21 protein-coding genes are annotated in these 21,040 nt (G+C 68.0%); 19 read left to right on the top strand and 2 right to left on the bottom strand.

The features are described from left to right. The first annotated feature begins 63 nt into the window (after positions 1-63). From ACYJP6_RS13415 to ACYJP6_RS13345, 15 genes are all read left to right on the top strand, one after another. The gene (locus tag ACYJP6_RS13415) at positions 64-945 is read left to right on the top strand and encodes a polysaccharide deacetylase family protein (RefSeq protein WP_459475504.1); all 882 of its coding nucleotides are present in this window, start codon (positions 64-66) and stop codon (positions 943-945) included. Positions 946-970: 25 nt separating this feature from the next. Beyond that, positions 971-2,326, top strand: a complete 1,356-nt coding sequence (locus ACYJP6_RS13410) for an MFS transporter (RefSeq protein ID WP_459475503.1) — start codon at positions 971-973, stop codon at positions 2,324-2,326. A gap of 11 nt (positions 2,327-2,337) precedes the next feature. After that, complete coding sequence (locus tag ACYJP6_RS13405) at positions 2,338-3,108, top strand: SDR family NAD(P)-dependent oxidoreductase (protein WP_459475502.1); 771 nt, start codon at positions 2,338-2,340, stop codon at positions 3,106-3,108. Between the two features lie 10 nt (positions 3,109-3,118). Next, the gene (locus ACYJP6_RS13400; protein WP_459475501.1) at positions 3,119-3,868 is read left to right on the top strand and encodes an SDR family NAD(P)-dependent oxidoreductase; all 750 of its coding nucleotides are present in this window, start codon (positions 3,119-3,121) and stop codon (positions 3,866-3,868) included. 9 nt (positions 3,869-3,877) lie between these two features. Then, the gene (locus tag ACYJP6_RS13395) at positions 3,878-4,177 is read left to right on the top strand and encodes a hypothetical protein (RefSeq protein ID WP_459475500.1); all 300 of its coding nucleotides are present in this window, start codon (positions 3,878-3,880) and stop codon (positions 4,175-4,177) included. Further along, positions 4,174-5,163, top strand: coding sequence for a CobW family GTP-binding protein (locus ACYJP6_RS13390; RefSeq protein ID WP_459475499.1), 990 nt, complete (start codon positions 4,174-4,176; stop codon positions 5,161-5,163). The genes ACYJP6_RS13395 and ACYJP6_RS13390 overlap by 4 nt, the downstream gene beginning before the upstream one ends. Beyond that, complete coding sequence (locus ACYJP6_RS13385) at positions 5,160-6,344, top strand: ABC transporter substrate-binding protein (RefSeq protein ID WP_459475498.1); 1,185 nt, start codon at positions 5,160-5,162, stop codon at positions 6,342-6,344. The genes ACYJP6_RS13390 and ACYJP6_RS13385 overlap by 4 nt, the downstream gene beginning before the upstream one ends. A 224-nt stretch (positions 6,345-6,568) precedes the next feature. After that, a complete protein-coding gene (gene sfnG / locus ACYJP6_RS13380; protein ID WP_058793960.1) occupies positions 6,569-7,660 on the top strand; it encodes a dimethylsulfone monooxygenase SfnG in 1,092 nt (363 codons plus the stop codon). Between the two features lie 21 nt (positions 7,661-7,681). Beyond that, a complete protein-coding gene (locus tag ACYJP6_RS13375; RefSeq protein WP_459475497.1) occupies positions 7,682-8,464 on the top strand; it encodes an ABC transporter ATP-binding protein in 783 nt (260 codons plus the stop codon). A 28-nt stretch (positions 8,465-8,492) separates the two neighbouring features. Further along, the gene (locus ACYJP6_RS13370) at positions 8,493-9,374 is read left to right on the top strand and encodes a branched-chain amino acid ABC transporter permease (RefSeq protein WP_459475496.1); all 882 of its coding nucleotides are present in this window, start codon (positions 8,493-8,495) and stop codon (positions 9,372-9,374) included. A gap of 10 nt (positions 9,375-9,384) precedes the next feature. Beyond that, positions 9,385-10,431, top strand: coding sequence for a branched-chain amino acid ABC transporter permease (locus ACYJP6_RS13365; RefSeq protein WP_459475495.1), 1,047 nt, complete (start codon positions 9,385-9,387; stop codon positions 10,429-10,431). A gap of 59 nt (positions 10,432-10,490) precedes the next feature. Beyond that, positions 10,491-11,813, top strand: a complete 1,323-nt coding sequence (locus tag ACYJP6_RS13360; RefSeq protein WP_459475494.1) for an ABC transporter substrate-binding protein — start codon at positions 10,491-10,493, stop codon at positions 11,811-11,813. A gap of 2 nt (positions 11,814-11,815) precedes the next feature. Further along, positions 11,816-12,562 (top strand): ABC transporter ATP-binding protein, encoded by a 747-nt coding sequence (locus ACYJP6_RS13355; protein WP_459475493.1) that lies wholly within the window; start codon positions 11,816-11,818, stop codon positions 12,560-12,562. Positions 12,563-12,720: 158 nt separating this feature from the next. Beyond that, positions 12,721-14,343 (top strand): methyl-accepting chemotaxis protein, encoded by a 1,623-nt coding sequence (locus ACYJP6_RS13350; protein ID WP_459475492.1) that lies wholly within the window; start codon positions 12,721-12,723, stop codon positions 14,341-14,343. A 91-nt stretch (positions 14,344-14,434) separates the two neighbouring features. Further along, on the top strand, positions 14,435-15,037 hold the full coding sequence (locus ACYJP6_RS13345) for a class I SAM-dependent methyltransferase (protein WP_459475491.1): 603 nt from the start codon (positions 14,435-14,437) through the stop codon (positions 15,035-15,037). A 24-nt stretch (positions 15,038-15,061) separates the two neighbouring features. Here the strand turns inward: ACYJP6_RS13345 and ACYJP6_RS13340 are convergent, their stop codons facing one another. Together ACYJP6_RS13340 and ACYJP6_RS13335 are read right to left on the bottom strand one after the other, a co-directional pair. Beyond that, a complete protein-coding gene (locus ACYJP6_RS13340; protein ID WP_459475490.1) occupies positions 15,062-15,847 on the bottom strand; it encodes a MetQ/NlpA family ABC transporter substrate-binding protein in 786 nt (261 codons plus the stop codon). 17 nt (positions 15,848-15,864) lie between these two features. Beyond that, a complete protein-coding gene (locus ACYJP6_RS13335) occupies positions 15,865-17,232 on the bottom strand; it encodes an LLM class flavin-dependent oxidoreductase (RefSeq protein WP_459475489.1) in 1,368 nt (455 codons plus the stop codon). Between the two features lie 257 nt (positions 17,233-17,489). On the opposite strand from ACYJP6_RS13335, the gene ACYJP6_RS13330 reads away from it, so the two are divergent. Genes ACYJP6_RS13330 through ACYJP6_RS13315 form a run of 4 tightly spaced genes read left to right on the top strand, consistent with a single transcriptional unit; the run spans position 17,490 to position 21,020 of the window. Further along, on the top strand, positions 17,490-18,473 hold the full coding sequence (locus tag ACYJP6_RS13330; protein WP_459475488.1) for an aliphatic sulfonate ABC transporter substrate-binding protein: 984 nt from the start codon (positions 17,490-17,492) through the stop codon (positions 18,471-18,473). Positions 18,474-18,490: 17 nt separating this feature from the next. Beyond that, positions 18,491-19,489: an aliphatic sulfonate ABC transporter substrate-binding protein gene (locus ACYJP6_RS13325; RefSeq protein WP_459475487.1), complete on the top strand. Its 999-nt coding sequence runs from the start codon at positions 18,491-18,493 to the stop codon at positions 19,487-19,489. 8 nt (positions 19,490-19,497) lie between these two features. Beyond that, entirely contained in the window at positions 19,498-20,304 is an 807-nt protein-coding gene (locus tag ACYJP6_RS13320; protein ID WP_459475821.1) for an ABC transporter permease, read from the top strand. Next, positions 20,304-21,020, top strand: coding sequence for an ABC transporter ATP-binding protein (locus ACYJP6_RS13315; protein WP_459475486.1), 717 nt, complete (start codon positions 20,304-20,306; stop codon positions 21,018-21,020). The genes ACYJP6_RS13320 and ACYJP6_RS13315 overlap by 1 nt, the downstream gene beginning before the upstream one ends. Positions 21,021-21,040: the final 20 nt, after the last annotated feature.

Genomic DNA, 21,040 nt, shown 5'->3' with positions numbered 1-21,040 from the left:
GCGGTGGCGGGGGCCCGGCCCCGCCACCGCCGTCTGTCCTTCCGGGTACTGGAGGTTGTAACGATGGCCAAAGAAATCTTCGTCTCCATCGGCGTCGACGTCGACGCGGTGGCGGGCTGGCTCGGGTCCTACGGCGGCGAGGATTCGCCCGACGACATCTCGCGCGGTCTGTTCGCCGGCGAAGTGGGCGCACCGCGGCTGCTCAAGCTGTTCGAGCGCTACGGAATCAAGACCACCTGGTTCATCCCCGGCCACTCGGTAGAGACCTTCCCCGAGCAGATGCAGGCGGTGGCCGCGGCCGGTCACGAGATCGGCATCCATGGCTACAGCCACGAGAATCCCATCGCCATGACTCCCGAGCAGGAGGAGGCGGTGCTGGATCGTTCCATCGAGCTGATCACCACCCTGGCCGGCAAGCGCCCCACCGGCTACGTGGCGCCCTGGTGGGAGTTCAGCCGGGTCACCAACGAACTGCTGTTGAAGAAGGGCATCAAGTACGACCACAGCCTGATGCACAACGACTTCAGTCCCTATTACGTGAGGGTCGGGGACAACTGGACCAAGATCGACTACAGCCAGCAGCCGGAAAGCTGGATGAAGCCGCTGGTGCGTGGCCAGGAGACCGACCTGGTGGAAATCCCGGCCAACTGGTACCTCGACGACCTGCCGCCGATGATGTTCATCAAGAAGGCGCCCAACAGCCACGGATTCGTCAATCCCCGCCATCTGGAGGAGATGTGGCGCGACCAGTTCGACTGGGTCTACCGCGAAATGGACTACGCCGTCTTCCCCATCACCATTCACCCCGACGTCTCGGGGCGGCCGCAGGTCCTGCTGATGCTCGAGCGCCTGATCGAGCATATCCGCGGTCACGCCGGGGTGCGCTTCGCCACCATGGACGAGATCGCCGACGACTTCCTGCGGCGCCAGCCGCGCCAGCGCTAAGCGCCCACACCGAAGGTACAGGACCATGACCCTCCCTGCCGCCAGTTCGCTCCACACGGAAACCACCGCTGCCTGGAAGCCGCAGCCGCTGTCTTCCGGCGATGTCCGCTACGCCACCTGGATCGCCTTCTTCGCCTGGGTGTTCGCCGTCTACGACTTCATCCTGTTCGGCACCCTGTTGCCGGTGATGGGTGGCCATTTCAACTGGAGCGAGGCCGAGCAGGCGCAACTCGCCACCTGGGTGGCGCTGGGCGGGGCCCTGATCGCCTTCGCCATTGGTCCGCTGGTGGATCGCATCGGCCGCCGCGGCGGCATCATCGTCACCATCGGCGGTACCGCCCTGTGTTCGGCGCTCACCGCGCTCTGCGCCGGTATGGGCAAGGTACCACTGGTGCTGGTGCGCTCGGTGGCCGGCCTGGGCTATGCGGAGGAGGGGGTTAACGCCACCTACCTGACCGAGGTCTATGCCGCCTCCGACGATCCGCGGCTGGTACGCCGGCGGGGCTTCGTCTACAGCCTGGTGCAGAGCGGCTGGCCCATTGGCGCGCTGATCGCCGCGGGGCTCACCGCCTTGCTGCTGCCGCACATCGGCTGGCAGGGCTGCTTCGTGTTCGCCGCCGTGCCGGCTTTCGTCATCGCCGTGCTGGCGCGCAAGCTCAAGGAGAGTCCGCAGTTCCAGGTACATGCCCGCATCCAGCGGCTGCGCCAGGCCGGCGAAGAGCAGGAGGCCCGGGGACTGGCGCGCCAGTACGGGGTGGATTACGAAGAACATGCCAAGGCCGGCGTGGCCATGGCCTTCAAGGGCCAGGCGCTGCGCCCGACCCTGGTGCTGAGCCTGGCACTGCTGCTCAACTGGTCGGCGATCCAGGTGTTCAGCGTGCTGGGGACCTCGGTGATCGTCAGCGTGCATAGGCTCAGCTTCGAGAACTCGCTGTGGATCCTGGTGCTGTCCAATGCCGTCGGCTTCATCGGCTACCTGTTCCATGGCTGGCTAGGTGATCGCATCGGCCGGCGCAACACCGTCGCCCTGGGTTGGATGTGCGGCGGTCTGGCTTTCTTCGCCATGCTACAGGCGCCGAGCCAGCTGGTGCCGGTGGTGGCCCTCTACAGCCTCGGCCTGTTCTTTCTCACCGGGCCCTATTCGGCGCTGCTGTTCTTCATGGGCGAAAGCTTTCCCACCAGCATCCGCGCCACCGGCGGCGCCATCGTCCACGCCATGGGGCCGATCGGCGCCATCCTCGCCGGCCTCGGCATCACCAGTGTGCTCGGCAGCGGTGGCCAGTGGCACAGCGCCGCGCTCTGGTTCGGTGCCTTGCCGTGCTTTCTGTCCGGCCTGGTGATGTGGGCCGCCCGCCACGTCGAACCCACCAGCCTAAAATGACCGGAGCCGCCATGATCTCTCACCAATCTCCCGTCGCCCTGATCACCGGTGCCGCCAGCGGCATCGGCCAGGCCCTGGCCGTGGCTTATGCGCAACAGGGTGTGCGGGTGGTCGGCGGCTACTATCCCGCCGATCCCCATGATCCCGAGGAGACCCGCCGGCTGGTAGCCGCCGCGGGTGGCGACTGTCTGCTCGAACCCCTGGACGTCAGCGACAGCGCCTCGGTGGACGCCCTGGCCGACGCCGCCCTGGCGCACTTCGGCCGCCTCGACTATGCCGTGGCCAATGCCGGTCTGCTGCGCGCCGCGCCGCTGCTGGAAATGAGCGACGCGCGCTGGCAGGAGATGCTCGACGTCGACCTTACCGGGGTGATGCGTACCTTTCGCGCTGCCGCGCGGCACCTGGGGGAGGGTGGCGCCCTGGTGGCCATTTCGTCCATCGCCGGAGGCGTCTACGGCTGGCAGGACCATGCCCACTACGCCGCGGCCAAGGCCGGGGTACCGGGGCTGTGCCGCTCGCTGGCCGTCGAACTGGCGCCGCGCGGTATCCGCTGCAATGCGGTGATCCCCGGGCTGATCGAGACACCGCAATCGCTGGACGCCAAGAACTCCCTGGGACCGGAGGGGCTGGCCAAGGCCGCCCGCAGCATTCCCCTGGGACGGGTCGGCAAGCCCGAAGAGGTAGCGGCGCTGGTGCGTTTCCTGACCAGTCCCGAAGCCAGCTACATCACCGGCCAGAGTCTGATCGTCGATGGCGGCCTGACCGTCCGTTGGCCCGACTGAGGAGCAGCTCATGTTCGATCTGCAAGACCGTCGCGCCCTGGTGACCGGTGCCGCCAGTGGCATCGGTGCCGCCATCGCCCGGGCCTATGCCGGGGCGGGAGCCCGCTTGGTGCTGGCCGACCGCGACGCCACGCGGCTGGCGCGAGTCGCCGCGGAATGTCGCGCCCTGGGGGCCGTAGTGACCGAGACCGTCGCCGACGTCGGCCAGCCGGAAGGCGCCTGGGCCGGGGTGGACTTCTGCGTGGCGGCCCATGGCGGCATCGACATCCTGGTCAACAACGCTGGGATGCTGACCCAGGCCCCCTGCGTCGACCTGACCCTGACGCAGTGGAACGACATGCTGCGCGTCGACCTCACCAGCGTCTTTCTCGCCAGCCAGCGCGCCTTGCCGTTCATGCAGGCGCAGCGCTGGGGACGCATCATCAACGTCGCTTCCCAGCTCGGCATCAAGGGCGGCGCCGAACTCTGCCACTATGCCGCAGCCAAGGCCGGGGTGATCGGCTTCACCAAGTCCCTGGCGCTGGAAGTGGGGCGCGACAACGTGCTGGTCAACGCCATCGCCCCCGGTCCCATCGAGACCCCGCTGGTGGAGGGCATCAGCGCCGCCTGGAAGACGGCCAAGGCCCGCGAATTGCCGCTGGGCCGCTTCGGCCGGGCAGAGGAGGTGGCGCCGGCGGCGCTGCTGCTGGCCAGCGATCCGGGGGGCAATCTTTTCGTCGGCCAGACCCTCGGCCCCAATTCCGGCGACGTCATGCCCTAGGAGGTAGCCATGTGCGGACTGTGCGGCCTGCTTGGGCCGGATCTCCACTGGAGCGACCCGCTGGGCGACGACCTGCCCCGACGGCGTGAGCGCCTGCGCCGGATCGCCGCCATCAATCGGGTGGTGGCGCCGTTCCGCCTCGCGGTCAGCGATGTCCAGGGGGCCTCCTACCTGATCCAGGGACCGACCGGCCGCCAGGCCCTGGCCGAAGGCCTGGACGACCTCTGGCGCCAGGCCGAGACGGTTTTGGGGCGGCCGCTCGATCCGCTGGACCCGCGGGTACTGGGTCCGCTCGAGGTAGCGCCATGAGCCTGGCGGTCAACGTCATCACCGGCTTTCTCGGCAGCGGCAAGACCACCCTGCTGCGGCGGTTGCTGGCCGAGGAGGCGCTGGGCGAGACGGCGCTGCTGATCAACGAATTCGGCGAGGTGGGCATCGACCACCTGCTGGTGGAGGAAGTGGCCCCGGATACCGTGCTACTGCCCAGTGGGTGCGTCTGCTGCTCGGTGCGCGGCGATCTCAAGGCGGCGTTGCTGACGCTACACGGGCGCCGCAGCCGCGGCGAGATCCCGCCCTTTCGCCGGGTCTTGCTGGAAACCACCGGCCTGGCCGATCCGGGGCCGATCCTGGCCACCCTCAATCTCGATCCCCAGTTGCGCGGACGCTTCCATCTGGGCTTGCTGGTGACGGTGGTGGACGCCGAGCATGCCGCCTTGCAGGAAGGGCTGCATCCGGAATGGCTCAACCAGGTCACCGCAGCCGACCGGCTGTTGCTGAGCAAGGCCGACCGCGTCACCCCCGCCGTGCTGGAAGGACTCGACCGCCACCTGGTGCAACTCAATCCCACCGCCACCCGCGCCCTGGCGGCGAGCGTGGCCAGTGGCGATGACCTGCTGCTGGGCGAGGGCCTGCGCGCTGCCGATCCCGCCGTTGAGGTTAGCCGCTGGCGGCTGTTCGCCGCTGTCGCCGAAGGCCGCCACGGCAGCGCCGAGGTCTGCTGCCTGGAGTTCGACCGGCCGCTGGACTGGATGGCCTTCGGGGTGTGGCTGTCGATGCTGCTAAGATGCCACGGGCAACGCATCCTCCGAGTCAAGGGTATCCTCGACGTGATCGACGCCAGCCAACCCATCGTCATCCATGGCGTGCAGCACAGCCTGCATCCGCCGGTGCACCTGCCGGCCTGGCCGGCGGGCGCACGCCGCTCGCGGCTGGTGTTCATCGTCCGCGACCTGGACACCGCGCTGCTCCGGCGTTCCTTCGCCGCCTTCATGGGTGGCCTGGGGCGGGCGGCATGAGCACGCCGCTGACCCTCAGGGTCCTGGGTACCTCGGTAACCCTGCTCGAACCCATCCGCCAGCGGGCGGAGGCTGAGCTGGGCATCCGCCTGGTCTACCAGATCCACGACGTCCAGACCGCGCAGCGCATCGCCGTGCTGGAGCCGGGCAGCTACGACCTCTACGACCAGTGGTTCCACAACGTCGACTTCGTCTGGCCGGCGCGGGCCATCCAGCCCATCGACATCCGCCGCATCGCGCTCTGGGAGGAAATCAACGACCTGCCCAAGCGTGGCCGGCTGCATGCCACGGATCGCCTGGCACCGGGTTGCCGGCCGTGTGACCGCCTCTATGTGCAGCACGACGGCAGCCTGGGCGGCCAGCCCAGCGAGCGCATCAGCATGCTGCCGCTGACCCACAACGCCGACAGCTTCGCCTACCGCCCGAAGAGCCTGCCGCCCGGCCTGGTCGGCGAGGAGGAAAGCTGGGCCTGGCTGATCGACGAAGGCTGGTGCGGCCACAGCGCCCTGCAGAGCGACGCGGCCATCGGTGCCCTGGACGCCGCCCTGGCGATCCAAGCCGCTGGTCTCGCGCGTTTCGACGACATCGGCAACCTGCGCCTGGACGAGATCGATCGGCTGGCCGAGCTGCTGGTGGAGCGCCAGCGCCATCGGCACTTCGCCGCCTTCTGGTCCGATGACCGTAGCGCCGGCGAGCTGACCCTGGCCGCCGGGGTGGACATCCAGAGTCTCTGGTCGCCCATGCTCATGGCCCTGCACCGGGCCGGCGTTGACTACCGGGTGGCGGTACCGCGGGAAGGCTATCGCGCCTGGTTCGGTGGCCTGTCGTTGTCGCGCTGCGCCGAAGGGCGGGTGCGGGATGCCGCCTATGCCTACCTCAACTGGTGGCTGGCCGGTTGGCCTGGCGCGGTCATGGCCCGCCAGGGGTTCTACATCGCCAATCCGGTGCGGGCGCGCGACCACCTGAGCGTCGCCGAGTGGGACTTCTGGTACGGCGGCCTGCCGGCCCGGGAACAGTTGCCAGGCAGCGACGGCCTGCCGCTGATCGAGGTGGGGCAGCGCCGCGAGGGCGGCTCCTACGCCCAGCGGATGGGGCATATCGGCGTCTGGAATTCGGTGATGGACGAGCACAACTACCTGGTAAGGCGCTGGAGCGAATTCCTGCGTACCACGGCGGCCTGAGTCCGTTTCGCCGGGCGAGAAGCCCGTCGCAGATGCCTTGGCGAGCTGTTGCCCAGGCAACAGCGGTTGGACAGCTGTGGCTGAGGGCACAGCTGAAATCGTCTTTCTTTTTCTTCAACTGATTGATTTTTAGCGAATTCCAGACTTGGTTCGGTTCTTGATTGGGACTCGGGGTAACAGTTTCGCTCGGCCGATACGGCGAGCCCAACCCGGAGCACCTTTGCATGTCGCAGAATCCCGTCAAATTCGCCTATTGGGTCCCCAACGTCAGCGGCGGCCTGGTCGTCAGCAACATCGAGCAGCGCACCCACTGGGGCATCGACTACAACCGCAAGCTGGCGCAACTCGCTGAGCAGGCCGGCTTCGACTACGCCCTGACGCAGATCCGCTTCACCGCCGGCTACGGCGCCGAGTACCAGCACGAGTCCGTGGCCTTCAGCCATGCGCTGCTGGCGGCCACCGAGCGACTTAAGGTGATCGCCGCCATCCTGCCGGGCCCCTGGAATCCGGCACTGGCCGCCAAGCAGCTGGCGACCATCGACCAGCTCACCAATGGCCGCATCGCCATCAACCTGGTGTCCGGCTGGTTCAAGGGCGAATTCCACGGCATCGGCGAGCCCTGGCTGGAGCACGACGAGCGCTATCGCCGTTCCGAGGAATTCATCCGCGCTCTCAAGGGCATCTGGACCCAGGACAACTTCACCTTCGCCGGTGACTTCTATCGCTTCCGCGACTACACCCTGAAGCCCAAGCCGCTGCAGCAGCCGCACCCGGAGATCTTCCAGGGCGGCAGTTCGCGGGCGGCGCGGGACATGGCGGCGCGGGTATCGGACTGGTACTTCACCAACGGCGGCACCCGCGAGGACATCCGCGCCCAGGTGCAAGACCTGCGCGCCAAGGCGGCGGCCGAGGGGCGCGAGGTCAAGATCGGGGTCAACGCCTTCATCATCGCCCGCGACACCGAGGCCGAGGCACGCGAGGTGCTGCAGGACATCGTCGCCCAGGCCAACCCCGAGGCGGTCAAGGCCTTCGGCGATGCCGCGCGCCAGGCCGGTGCCGCCAGCCCGGAAGGCAAGGGCAACTGGGCCAATTCCAGTTTCGAGGACCTGGTGCAGTACAACGATGGCTTCAAACCCAACCTGATCGGCACCCCCGAGCAGATCGCCGAGCGCATCGTGGCGCTCAAGGCGGAGGGCGTGGACCTGGTGCTCGCCGGTTTCCTGCACTTCCAGGAGGAGGTGGAGTACTTCGGTAAGCGGGTGCTGCCGCTGGTGCGCGAGCTGGAAGCCCGCGCTGCGGCCCAGGCGGCGGCCTAGAAGATGGGGGCGAGCCTGGCCATGGCGACCTCAGCGGCACCGGTATTGCTGGAGGTCAGCGACCTGGCGCTGGCCTTCGGTGGGGTGACGGCCTTCACCGGGGTCGGCTTCCAGGTCCGCGAGGGCGAGATCTGCGCCCTCATCGGGCCCAATGGCGCCGGCAAGAGTTCGCTGCTCAATGTGATCAACGGACTCTACCGGCCGCAGCAGGGCAGGGTGCGGCTGGCCGGTAGTGCCAAGGCCTTGCGCCGGCCCCAGGCCGCGGCCCATGCCGGCGTCGCCCGGACTTTCCAGAACCTGGCGCTGTTCAAGGGCATGAGCGTGCTGGACAACGTGCTCACCGGGCGCGGCCGCCATCGGCGGGCCTCCTGGCCGGAACAGGTATTCGCCTTCGGCCGGGCGTCGGCGGAGGAGCGGGCGCAGCGGGCGGTGGCCGAATGGGCGCTGGATTTCCTGCACCTCGGCCCCTGGCGCGAGACCCCCGTGGGCAGCTTGCCCTATGGCCTGCAGAAGCGGGTGGAGCTGGCCCGGGCGCTGGCCGCCGAGCCACGGCTGCTGCTGCTCGACGAGCCCATGGCCGGGATGAACGCCGGCGAGAAGCAGGAACTGAGCGGCTACATCCAGGCCATCAACCGCGAGCAGGGCGTCACCGTGGTGCTGATCGAGCACGACATCCAGGTGGTGATGCAGCTGGCGGATCACGTGGTGGTGCTGGACTACGGCCGCCTGATCGCCGACGGCAATCCCACCACGGTGCGTAATGACCCAGCCGTAATAGCTGCCTACCTGGGCACTCGTCACTAGGGAATACCTACGCCACAGGGAGAAGACCATGGCGTTTTTCTTGGAAGTCTTGCTCGGCGGCCTGCTCGCCGGGGTGATGTATGCCCTGGTGGCGCTGGGCTTCGTGCTCATCTACCGGGCGTCGGGCGTGTTCAACTTCGCCCAGGGCGCCATGCTGCTGTTCGCCGCCCTGACCTATGTCAGCCTGGTGGAGCGCGGCCTGCCCGGTTGGTTGGCATTGCTGGTCACGCTGGGCGTCATGATCCTGCTGGCCGTGGCGGTGGAGCGCGCGGTGCTGCGCCCGCTGGTGAATCGCTCGCCGCTGGTGCTGTTCATGGCCACCTTGGGGCTGGCCTATTTCATCGAGGGCGCGGCCCAGGCGCTGTGGGGCGCCCAGGTGCATGGCCTGGATCTGGGCATCGAGGACAGTCCGCTGGAAGTGGGCGACCTGCTGCTGTCGTCCTTCGATCTGTTCGCCGCGGCGGTGGCGGCGCTGCTGGTACTGGGCCTGTCGCTGCTCTTCGAACGCACCCGGCTGGGCATCTCGCTGCGCGCTGTGGCCGACGATCCCCTGGCGGCCCAGGCGGTAGGTATTCGGCTGCCGCGCATCTGGGCACTGGTGTGGGCGGTGGCGGGCTGCGTCGGCCTGGTGGCCGGGCTGCTCTGGGGCGCGCGGCTGGGCGTGCAGTTCTCGCTGTCCCTGATCGTGCTCAAGGCGCTGCCGGTGCTGATCATCGGCGGCTTCTCCTCGATCACCGGCGCCATCGTCGGCGGCCTGCTGATCGGCGCCAGTGAAAAGCTCGCCGAGGTCTATCTCGGTCCCTTCATCGGTAGCGGCATCGAGAACTGGTTTCCCTATGCCTTCGCCCTGGTCTTCCTGCTGATTCGACCGGTCGGCCTGTTCGGCGAACCCACGGTCGAGCGCGTCTAGAGGATTCACCATGACCACCACCGTCGACGCGCTCGCCGCGCGTCCGCTCTCTCCCCGTGCGCCCATGGTTCGGCCGGCGCGCCTGGTATGGGCTGCCATGCTGGCCTTGGCCTTCGGCGTGCTGCCCTGGGTCGGCAACGACTATCTGTTCAACGCCCTGCTGATTCCCTTCCTGGTGCTGGCGCTGGCCGGATTGGGGCTGAATCTGCTCACCGGCTACGCCGGGCAGTTGTCGCTGGGCTCGGCCGCCTTCATGGCGGTGGGCGCCTTCACCACCTACAACCTGCAGGTACGCCTGGGCTGGCCTCTGCCGCTGTGCCTGTTCGGCGGTGGCCTGCTGGCGGCCCTGGTCTCCTTGCTGTTCGGCTTGCCCAGCCTGAGGATTCGCGGCTTCTACCTGATCGTCTCCAGCCTGGCGGCGCAATTCTTCATCCTCTGGGCGTTGACCCGTTTCGACTGGTTCTCCCATGGCAACGCCTCGGGAGTCATCAGCGCCCCACCGCTGGTGCTCTTGGGCCAGGATTTCGGTGGGCCGCTGGGTCGCTATCTGGCCACCCTGGTGGTGGTGCTGGCGCTGTTCGCCTTCGCCGCGCGCCTGGTGCACGGCGAGCTGGGCCGCACCTGGATGGCGGTGCGCGACCGCGAGACGGCCGCGGCGGTGATGGGCCTGTCGGTGGTGCGCGCCAAGCTCTTGGCCTTCGCCTTCAGCGGCTTCTACCTGGGCATCGCCGGCGCGCTCTGGGCCTTCACCTACCTGGGCAGCGTGGAGCCTAACGGCTTCGATCTGAGTCGCTCCTTCCAGATCCTCTTCATTGTCATCCTCGGCGGCCTGGGCAGCCTGGCCGGCAGCCTCTATGGCGCGGCCTTCATCGTGCTGTTCCCGCTGCTGCTCTCCAACCTGGCCGGCTGGCTACCGGGCGACCTCATCGCCGCGGGCCAGCTGGAGAACCTGCAGAAGATGGTCTTCGGCGCCCTGATCATCCTGGTGTTGATCAAGGAACCCGAGGGCCTGGCCCGTCTCGCCACCCGCGCCTGGCAACGCCTGCAGCGCCGTTGACTTCATTCCCTGCCGGCGGGAGGGCCCGCCGGCGCTCCAGCCCTACAAGGAAAGTCCCCATGTTCAAACGTCATCTGCTCGGCAGCCTCGTCCTGGCCCTGGGCCTCACCAGCTTCGGCCCGGCCCAGGCCGCGGGCGAGCAATACTTCCCGCTGCAGAGCTATCGGGTCGGTCCCTATGCGGCGGGCGGCACCGGCTTCTTCGGTGGCTTCATCGACTACATGAAATACGTCAACGCCAACGGCGGGGTGAACGGCGTCAAGCTGGTGTGGAGCGAATGCGAGACCGAATACATCGTCGAGAAGGGCGTGGAGTGCTACGAGCGCCTGAAGAACGGTCGTGACGGCGCGCCCGCGGCGGCCACCAATCCGTTGTCGGTGGGGATCGCCTACGCCACCCTGGAGCGGTCGACCGCCGACCGCCTGCCGCTGATCACCATCAACCACGGGCGCACCGACTCCACCGACGGCAGCGTCTTCCCCTATGTCTTCCCGCTGCAGCTCAATCCCTATTCGGAGGTCTCGGCCATCCTTGCCTGGATAGGCCAGCAGGGCGGTGGGGTCGATAGCCTCAAGGGCAAGAAGATCGTCACCCTCTACCACGGCTCGCCCTACGGCAAGGAGACCAACGAGGTCCTGCAGAAGCTGGCGGATCGCTACGGCTTCCAGCTGACCCTGCTGGAAGTACCGCACCCGGGCAACGAGCAGCAATCCCAGTGGCTCAACATCCGCCGGATCAAGCCGGACTGGGTGATCCTGCGCGGCTGGGGCGTGATGAACCCGGTGGCGATCAAGACGGCGCAAAAGGTCGGTTATCCGGTTGACCACATCATCGGCAACATCTGGAGCAACTCCGAGGAGGACGTCCGCCCGGCCGGCGCGGCGGCCAAGGGTTTCCTCGCCATCACCACCCATCCCTCGGGCATCGACTTCCCGGTGCTGCAGGGCATCGAGCGCGACGTGGTGGCCAAGGGGCAGAGCGACCTGGCCGATCCCAAGCGCTTCGGCACCGTCTACTACAACCTCGGGGTGGTCAACGGCATTCTCAATGTCGAGGCGTTGCGGGTGGCCCAGGCCAAGTACGGTGACAAACCCCTCACCGGCGAGCAGGTGCGCTGGGGCTTCGAGCACCTGAATCTGGACGACGCCCGCCTGCAGGCGCTGGGCGCCAAGGGTCTGGTGCAGCCGCTCAAGCTCTCCTGCGCCGACCACGAAGGCGGCGGCGCCATCCGCATGCAGCAGTGGGATGGCGAAAAGTGGCAGCTGGTGAGCGGCTGGGTGCAGGCCGACCGCGCCTTCCTGCGGCCGATCATCGAGGCCTCGGCGCAGCAGTACGCCAAGGAGAAGGGCATCACCCCGCGTGACTGCAGCAAGGAGAGTTGAGCATGACCACCACGCCCTTGCTGGCGGTCGACGCCATCGAAGTGCGCTACGACGGTGCCATCCTCGCGGTCAGCGGGGTCAGCCTCGAGGTCCGGCAGGGGCAGCTGGTGGCCCTGTTGGGCGCCAATGGCGCGGGCAAGAGCACCACCCTCAAGGCCATCTCCGGCCTGCTCGGCGCCGGGCGCGGCGAGTTGGTCCGTGGCGCCATCCGCTACGATGGCCAGGATCTGGCCGGTCAATCACCCGATGCCCGGGTACGCGCCGGGCTGGTCCAGGTGCTGGAGGGCCGCCATTGCTTCGGCCGGCTCAGCGTGGAGGAAAACCTGCTCAGCGGCGGCTTCGTCCGGCGCCTGGGACGGGGCGCGCAGCGGGCCGAGCTGGAACGGATCTACGCCTGGTTCCCGCGTCTGGCCGCCAAGCGCAAGCAACTGGCCGGCCTCACCTCCGGCGGCGAGCAGCAGATGATCGCCCTGGGTCGCGCGCTCATGGCGCGGCCGCGCCTGCTGCTGCTGGACGAGCCCTCCATGGGCCTAGCGCCGCTGATCGTGGAAGAGATCTTCGACAGCGTCGCCCGCTTGAATCGCGAAGAAGGCCTGAGCGTGCTCATGGCCGAGCAAAACAGCGCCATCGCCCTGGACTATGCACACCAGGCCTATGTGCTGGAGAGCGGGCAGGTGGTGGAGGCCGGCGTACCGGGCGAGAGCCTGTCGCGGGAGGCGGTGCAGGCGGCCTACCTGGGGGTAGGTTGATGGCCGTTGCGAGCTGCTTGACCTGCCCATGCTGCTACCTCCGTCATTCTGGGCGATAACCGCCCAGAATGAGCGATTCCAGAGCCTGGCGTCCTCAAGTCCGTTCCTCTCAGGTCGAGATGGGAAGGAGACCCTTTCTTCCGTCGCTGAGAGTTGCCATGAATCCGAACAACTACACCATAGGGACACGGGCTGGGCTGAGCTTCGCGGTCATCGCCGCGCTGGTGCTGCTCCTGGGGCTGTTCGGTCTCTTCAACGCCCAGGCGTTGCGTGGCGCCCTGGTGCATACCGAATCCGTGTCCCTGGCAGGCAGTCGCGCCCTGGCGCAGATCCGCGACAACCAGCTGGGCATCCGGGTCATCAGCCTGCGCATGATGCTCAACCGCGAGCCGGCGGTGCTGACGCCCACCGTGGCCCGGCTCGAGGTATTGATTGGGCTGCTGGATAAGGCGATGCAGGATTACCGCCAGGTGGTCACCGACCAGGGGCGCGCTAGCTTCGAGCAACTGGACGCCACCATCGCCAACTACCGGACCCTGCTCGGCCAGTACCGGAAGCTGTCCGACCAGGGCGATCTGGAGGCCATGCGGACCTTGCTCAACACGGGTATCCAGGAGGCTTCCAACAAGACCGGCGATCTGTTCAATGCCCTGCTCAAGGTCAACGTCGAAGAAAGCAACGCCTATACGGCGGAGGCGACCGCTCGCTACCAGGCCATTTGGGTCGGCTCGCTGGTGCTGCTGGGCGTGGCCTTGCTGCTGACGATTCTGCTGGCCTGGGGCCTGACCCGCAGCATCGTCCAGCCGCTGCGTTCCGCCATCGCGGCGGCGCGGGCCATGGCCGCTGGCGATCTGCGCCAGACCTTGCAGGTACGCGGTCGCGACGAGCCTTCGCAGTTGCTCGAGGCCCTGGCCGGGATGCAGGCCAGCCTGCGCCAGGCGCTGGGGCTGATCAACGCCACCGCGGACCAGCTCGGGGGCGCCTGTGGCGAGGTAGGCCGCATCACCCAGTGCAACCTGGGCGAGGTCGGCCAGCAATATGACGAGATCCAGCAGGCCGCCACCGCGGTCAACCAGATGACCGCCGCCGTGGAGGAGGTGGCCGGCAATGCCGTCTCCACCTCGGAGGCGTCCGACCAGTCGCAACTGCTGGTGCGGAAGGGGGCTCAGCAGGTGCAGCACACCCTCGCTACCATTCGTACGCTGGGGCAGGGAATGGACCAAGCCTCGAGCGACATCGGCCAATTGGCCGAGGAATCCCAGAAGATTGGGACGGTGCTGGACGTGATCCGCGCCATCGCCGAGCAGACCAACCTACTGGCGCTCAACGCCGCCATCGAGGCAGCGCGCGCCGGCGATGCCGGTCGCGGTTTCGCGGTGGTCGCCGACGAGGTGCGCGCCCTGGCCGGCCGGACCCAGAGCTCCACCGCCGAGATCGAGCAGATGGTCTCGCGGATCCAGCACGGTACCCGCCAGGCGGTGGATGCCATGCAGAGCGGTACGCGTCAGGTGGGCGAGAGCCTCACCAGCGCCGAGGCCAGTGGCCAGGCGCTGGACGACATCAACCAGGCGATCCTCGCCATCCACGAGCGCAACCTGGTGATCGCCAGCGCCGCCGAAGAACAGGCCCAGGTCGCCCGGGAAATCGACCGCAACCTGGTGAACATCCGTGACCTGTCGGTGCGTAATTCGGACGCCTCGTCCCAGGTCGGCAGCGCCATCGATGAGTTGAGCGGCACCTCGGGCGAACTGCAGCGGATGCTGCAGCGCTTTCATTTCTGAGGCGTGACGGGAGTCCTGTTCCGCCTGCTCCAGGCTCCCGCTCCCGTTGCTACCCTGGGCTGAGCTTCCAGGGCAGCAACAGGACTTCGCCGTGAACAAGACCTCCTACAACGCCATCGCCGACACCTTTCGCCAGGCCCGCGTCAGCCTTAGGGACGACGAGCGTCGCTACCTGGACGTGCTCCTGGAAAAGCTCGAACCCGGCGCCACCCTGCTCGACCTGGGGTGCGGCACGGGGACGCCGATGGCCGCCGCCATCATCGCCCGAGGGCATCGCGTCCTCGGCGTCGATCAGGCGGCCGCCATGCTGGCCCATGCACGGCGGGAATTTCCCAAGCAGCGCTGGATCGAGGCGCGACTGGAAACCTACGCCTGCGCCGAACCCTACCAGGGCGCACTGCTGTGGGATTCGCTGTTCCATCTGGAACGCCGCTGGCACGCGACGCTCCTGGCGCGGGTGATCGCCGGGCTGCCGCAAGGGGGACGGCTGATGCTGACCGCGGGCGGCTCGGCGGCGGATGCCTTCGTCGATACCATGTTCGACCAGCCGTTCTTCTATGACTCCCATCCGCCCGAGGAGCTGCGCGCCCTGCTGCTGGGGCAGGGCGTGCGCATCCTTATCGACGAATTCATGGACCTGCCCGACGGTGGCCGCAATCGTGGACGCTGTGTCTTCGTCATGGAGAAGCTCTGACGGTCCAAGAGAACGAGGCGCCGATCAGTCCTTCCAGCCCGGCTGGTAGAGCTTGCCGTAGGCCTGATCGAGGGCGGCGCGAACCTTGGGCGAGTGCTGGTAGAGGTCGATCAGCTTGGCCAAGCGTGGATCGTCCTTGTTGTCCGGCCGGGCGACGAACTGGATGACGTACTCGGGATGGTCGAGGCCATCGAAGAGCAGCGCCTGGTTGGGATCGATGGTCTTGGCCAGGCGCAGGTAGTGCGGATAGCCCTGGGCCACATCGACGTCGTCCAGCGAACGGGCCAGCTGCACGGCTTCCAGTTCGACGATCTGGATGTCCCGCGGATTGCTGGTGATGTCGGCCAGCGTCGCGTGGTAGCCGACGCCTGGCTTGAGGGTGATGAAGCCCGCCTTCTCCAGCAGCAGCAGGCCGCGACCGCCATTGATGGCGTCGTTGGCGATGGCCACCCGGGCGCCCTTGGGGACCTCGGCCAGCGTCCGGTACTTCTTCGAGTAGAGGCCGACGTTGTTGATGATCCCCGGCGCCACCGCCACCAGGTCGTAGCCCGCGGTGCGCTTGGCGTTCTCCAGGAAGGGGATGTGCTGGTAGTAGTTAGCGTCGATGTCGCGGTTGGCGAGGCTGGTGTTGGGGGCGATCCAGTCGCTGAATTCGACGATCTCCACGTCCACGCCGGCGGCCTTGGCCTCCTGCACCGCCACTTCCAGGGGCGGGGCGAAGGCGGCGGTGGTGCCGATCTTGAGTGGAGCGGCGAAGACGGCGGTGCTGAACAGGCCGAGGGCGAAGAGCAGGGGCTTGAGGCGGGTCATAGGGCGTCCTTGAAGGGTCAGTCCTGGCGGAAACGGGTGCCGAAGTGGCGGGAATCGAGGCGGTCGCCGCGGCCGAACAGCTTCTGCCTGAAGCTGCCTTCGGCGTAGGCGGTCTTGTAGCGACCCCGGCTCTGCAGCTCCGGGATCACCAGGTCGATGAAGTCGGCGTAGCACTCGGGGGTGACGGTGCGGGCCAGGTTGAAACCGTCCAGGCCGGTCTCGTCGATCCAGCCGAGCAGGGCATCGGCCACCTGCTGGGGATCGCCGACGATGGCGGTGTAGCGGCCGCCCAGGGCGTGCTGCTCCAGCAGCTTGCGCCGGGTCCAGCCGGCGTCCTTGGCCACCAGGCGCTTGAGCGCCGATTCGATGGCCTCGGTGCGCTGCGGGCGAATGGGTTCATCCAGGCCATAGGCGGCGAGATCTATGCCGACCGAGGCGGCGTGGTGGGCGACGCCGGCCTCGGGGCTGGCATAGCGGAGGTACTCGGCGTGCTTGTCGCGGGCCTCGGCGGCGGTGGGGGCGACGATCACGGTGATGCCCATGAACAGCTTGACGTCCGCCGCGTCACGCCCGGCGGCCACCGCTGCGCCGCGCACCCGCTCGACCTGGGCGCGGGTGGCGGCCGGGTCCTGTCCGGAGATGAACACGCACTCCGCATGGCGTCCGGCGAAGGCCAGGCCGCGATCCGAGGAGCCGGCCTGGAACAGCACCGGGGTGCGCTGGCGCGAGGGTTCGCAGAGGTGGTAGCCCTCGACGTCGAAGAATTCGCCATGGTGCACGACCTTGCGTACCCGCTCGGGGCGGGCATAGATACGGCCTGCACGGTCGCTGACCACGGCATCGTCGGCCCAGCTGCCTTCGAGCAGTTTGTAGAGCACTTCCAGGTATTCGTCCGCTTGGTCGTAGCGGCGGTCGTGGGCGATCTGGCGGTCCAGGCCCATGGCCCGGGCGGCGCTGTCGAGATAGCCGGTGACGATGTTCCAGCCGACGCGGCCCTTGCTCAGGTGGTCCAGGGTGGACAGGCGCCGGGCGAAGGGGTAGGGCGGCTCGTAGGTGAGGTTGGCGGTCAGGCCGAAGCCGAGATGCCGGGTGGCAGCGGCCATGGCCGAGACCAGCAGGAAGGGATCGTTGACCGGCAGCTGGATGGATTCGCGCAGGGTGAGGTCGACATTGCCGCCATAGACGTCGTAGACGCCGAGGATGTCGGCAATGAACAGGCCGTCGAACAGCCCGCGTTCCAGCAGTTGGGCCAGCTCGGTCCAGTAGCCGAGGCTATGGTAGGCGGTGGAGGTGTCACGCGGATGGGTCCAGAGACCATGGTTGATATGGCCCACGGTGTTCATGTTGAAGGCGTTGAGCAGCAATTGCTTGGCGGGGGCGCTCATGGGGCGGGCGCCCGAGCGGGTGACGGAGTCCGGAGCACAGCCATGGGATCCTCGGGGTTCAAGGCGAATGGAGATCCGGTGGTCCGGTCGTTATACCTTAGCCTCAATCACCAGCAGGTCTTAAATAGCCTTTGGTAATAACGTTAGGGCAGCCTTCTCGTCGGCGATCTCTAACCAAATTCCAAATCGATATTAAGAGAGCCTGTGCATATTCCTTATCGTGGTCGGATATCAGTTCGCCACGCTTCGAGGAATCCATGCCCGCCATTCGGTTCTCCCTCGGCTCCTGCCTGCGGCAGGGCCTGTTCGCCCTGGGTCTGCTGGGACTCGCCGGCGCCGTCCAGGCCGATACCGCCTTGCGGATCGGCTACCAGAAGTCGTCCACCCTGCTGGTGCTGCTCAAGGAGCAGGGCACCCTGGAGCGGGATCTGGCCGCCAAGGGCATCACCCTGAGCTGGCACGAATTCTCCAGCGGCCTGCCGCTGCTGGAATCGCTCAACGTCGGCAACGTCGATCTCTCCGCCGACGTGGCCGACACCGTGCCGGTGTTCGCCCAGGCGGCGGGCGCCAAGCTCACCTACTTCGCCCGGGAAACGCCGTCGCCCCAGGCCCAGGCCATCGTGGTGCCCGAGGGTTCGCCGCTGAAGTCGCTGGGCGATCTCAAGGGCAAGCGGGTGGCCGTGACCAAGGCGGCGGGCAGCCACTACCTGCTGATCGCCGCGTTGCAGAAAGCCGGGCTGACCTTCGCCGATATCCAGCCAGCCTATCTCACCCCCGCCGACGGCCGCGCCGCCCTGGAGAACGGCAAGGTGGACGCCTGGGTGACCTGGGAGCCCTTCGTCGCCAGTGCCCAGCGCCAGCAGCAGGTACGCATCCTCGCCTCGGGCGAGGGCCTGGCCAGTTACCAACGCTACTACCTGGCCGCCACCCCCTACGCCCAGGCCCATCCCGAGGTGCTGGCCCTGGTATTCGCCGAATTGCAACGGACCGGCCAATGGGTGAAGCAGCACCCGGCCGAGGCGGCGCGCCTCCTCGGTCCCCAGTGGGGCCGCCTGGACCAGGCCACCGTCGAGCTGGCCAACAGCCGCCGCAGCTACGACGTCCAGCCGGTGAGTCGCGCCGCCCTCGGCGAGCAGCAGCGCATCGCCGACGCCTTCTACCGCGCCAAGCTGCTGCCCACGGCCGTGGACACCGGCGCCGTGGACCTCTGGACCCCCGCCACCCCCGTGACCGCACGCTAGACGACAAGGAGTTCACCATGCACAAGACCACCCTGCGCTGGGCCGCGAGCCTCGCCCTGCTGGGTAGCGCCCTGCTGGCCCAGGCCGCGCCGCCCAAGGAAGTCCGCCTGGACTACGCCTATTACGCGCCCACCAGCCTGGTGCTCAAGGAGCAGGGGCTGCTGGAAAAACGCCTGGCCGACCAGGGCATCGCCGTGCGCTGGGTGTTCAGCCAGGGCAGCAACCGTTCCCTGGAGTACCTCAACAGCGGCAGTACCGACTTCGCTTCCACCGCTGGGCTCGCCGCCTTGCTCAGTCGTGCCAATGGCGCACCCATCGAGACGCTGTATCTCGCCAGTCGCCCGGAGTGGACGGCGCTGGTGGTGCCCAAGGACTCGCCGCTCAAGTCGCTGGCCGACCTCAGGGGCAAGAAGATCGCCGCCACCAAGGGCACCGATCCCTATCTGTTCCTCTTGCGTAGCCTGCGCGAGGCGGGCCTGAAGAAGGGTGACGTGGAGATCGTCCACCTGCAGCACCCAGAGGGTCGCGTCGCCCTGGAGCGTGGTCAGGTGGACGCCTGGGCCGGGCTCGATCCGCACATGGCCGCCAGCGAATTGCAGGCGGGCTCCCGGCTGCTCTATCGCAATCTCGACTTCAACAGCTATGGCGTGCTGAGCACTACCGAGGCCTTCGCCAAGGCCCAGCCGGAACTGGTCAAGGCAGTCTTGAGCGCCTATGAGGACGCCCGGCACTGGACCCTGGCCCATCCGCAGGAGACCGCCGCATTGCTGGCCAAGGCCTCCGGCCTGCCGTTGGAAGTGGCTCAGCGTCAGCTCGAGCGGACCGATTTCAGCCAGCCGCTGCCGGGGCCGCAGTTCGTCGCCGCGCTCAAGGGCGCCGCGCCGCTGCTGGGTGAGGAGGGGTTGGTCCGTCCCGGCGTGGACGCCGTCGCGGCGGTCGATGCCCTGGTGCAGCCGGCCTTGGCCCAGGCGGTGATCAAGGCTGAGCCAGCCGTGGCCCAGGTGGCCGCGCCGTGAGTGAGGAACTGACCCAGGCCGCGCCGCTCGGCCAGACCCGTCGGCCCGCGCGTAGCGGCGGTGGCCGCTGGCGTGGCGCCGTGCTGCCGCTCGGGCTGGTCGTGGTGCTCGAAGCCGTGGTGCGCCTGGGCTGGTTGCCGGCCTACCAGATGCCGCCGCCCAGCGAGGTGCTACGGGCCCTCTGGCTGCTGGGGGAAGGCGAGTTGTGGCGCCACCTGGCGGCCAGCCTGGCGCGAGTCGCCAGTGGCTTCGCCCTGGGCGCGGGTCTGGCGCTCCTGATCGGCGCCTGGGTCGGGCTGTCGCGCCGCGCCGAGGCCTATCTCGATCCGCTGTTCCAGGCGCTACGCGCCATTCCCAGCCTGGCCTGGGTGCCCTTGCTGTTGCTCTGGTTGGGCATCGACGAAACACCCAAGGTCGTGCTGATCGCCCTGGGCGCTTTCTTTCCGCTGTATCTGGCGCTGGTCAGCGGCATCCGCGACGTGGATCGTCGCCTGGTGGAGGTGGGGCGACTCTATCGGCTGTCGCGACCGGCGCTGATCCGCCGCATCCTGCTGCCCGCGGCCTTGCCCAGTCTATTCACCGGACTACGCGGTGCCTTGAGCATGAGCTGGATGTTCCTGGTGGCCGCCGAATTGATCGCCGCCACCGCCGGCCTTGGCTATCTGCTCAGCGATGGCCGCGAGACCTCGCGACCGGACATCGTCATCGCTGCCATCCTGGTGCTGGCGGTGCTCGGCAAGCTCAGTGACGAGCTGCTGCTGCGCCTGGAGCGCCGCGCGCTGGCGTGGCGCGATACCTATGCGGGAGGCCAGTGATGAGCGAGGCGCTGTTATCCCTGCAAGGTATCGCCAAGGCGTTCGGCGGGCGCCGGGTGCTGGAGGGGGTCGACCTGGCACTGGGGGCCGGCGAGGTGGTCAGCCTGCTCGGCGCCAGTGGCTGCGGCAAGAGCACCCTGCTGCGCATCGCCGCCGGACTGGACGACGACTTCAGTGGCCGCATGACCCTGGATGCGGCCAGCCATGGCGTCGGCGTGGTGTTCCAAGAACCGCGGCTGATGCCCTGGCTGGACGTAGCCGCCAACGTCGGCTTCGCTGATGGTGCTCGGGCCGATCGCGCCTGGATCGCGCAATTGCTGCGCGACGTCGGGCTGGAGGGGCAGGGCGCCTTGCTGCCCAAGCAACTCTCCGGCGGCATGGCCCAGCGCGTCGCCATCGCCCGCGGCCTCTATGGTCGCCCACGGCTGCTGTTGCTCGACGAGCCCTTCAGCGCGGTGGACGCCTTCACCCGCTGGCAATTGCAGGACCTGGTGCTGCGCCTGGTGGCCCGGTATCACATCGGCGTGCTGCTGGTGACCCACGATCTGGACGAGGCCTTCTACCTGGGCGACCGGGTGCTGGTGCTGGGCGGCGAACCCTCGCGGGTCCAACGGCGTTTCACCGTCGCCGCAGCCCATCCCCGCGAGCGGCGGGCGCCCGCCTTGCTGGCCCAGGCGGCCGAGGCCTACGAAGAGCTGCAGCGGCTGCGCGCCTGAGCCCAACGGCGCCAATAAGG

The sequence above is a fragment of the Pseudomonas sp. No.117 genome (assembly GCF_054558395.1).
Note: the sequence above shows the minus strand (reverse complement) of the source record. Positions and strands in the feature narration are given on the sequence as shown.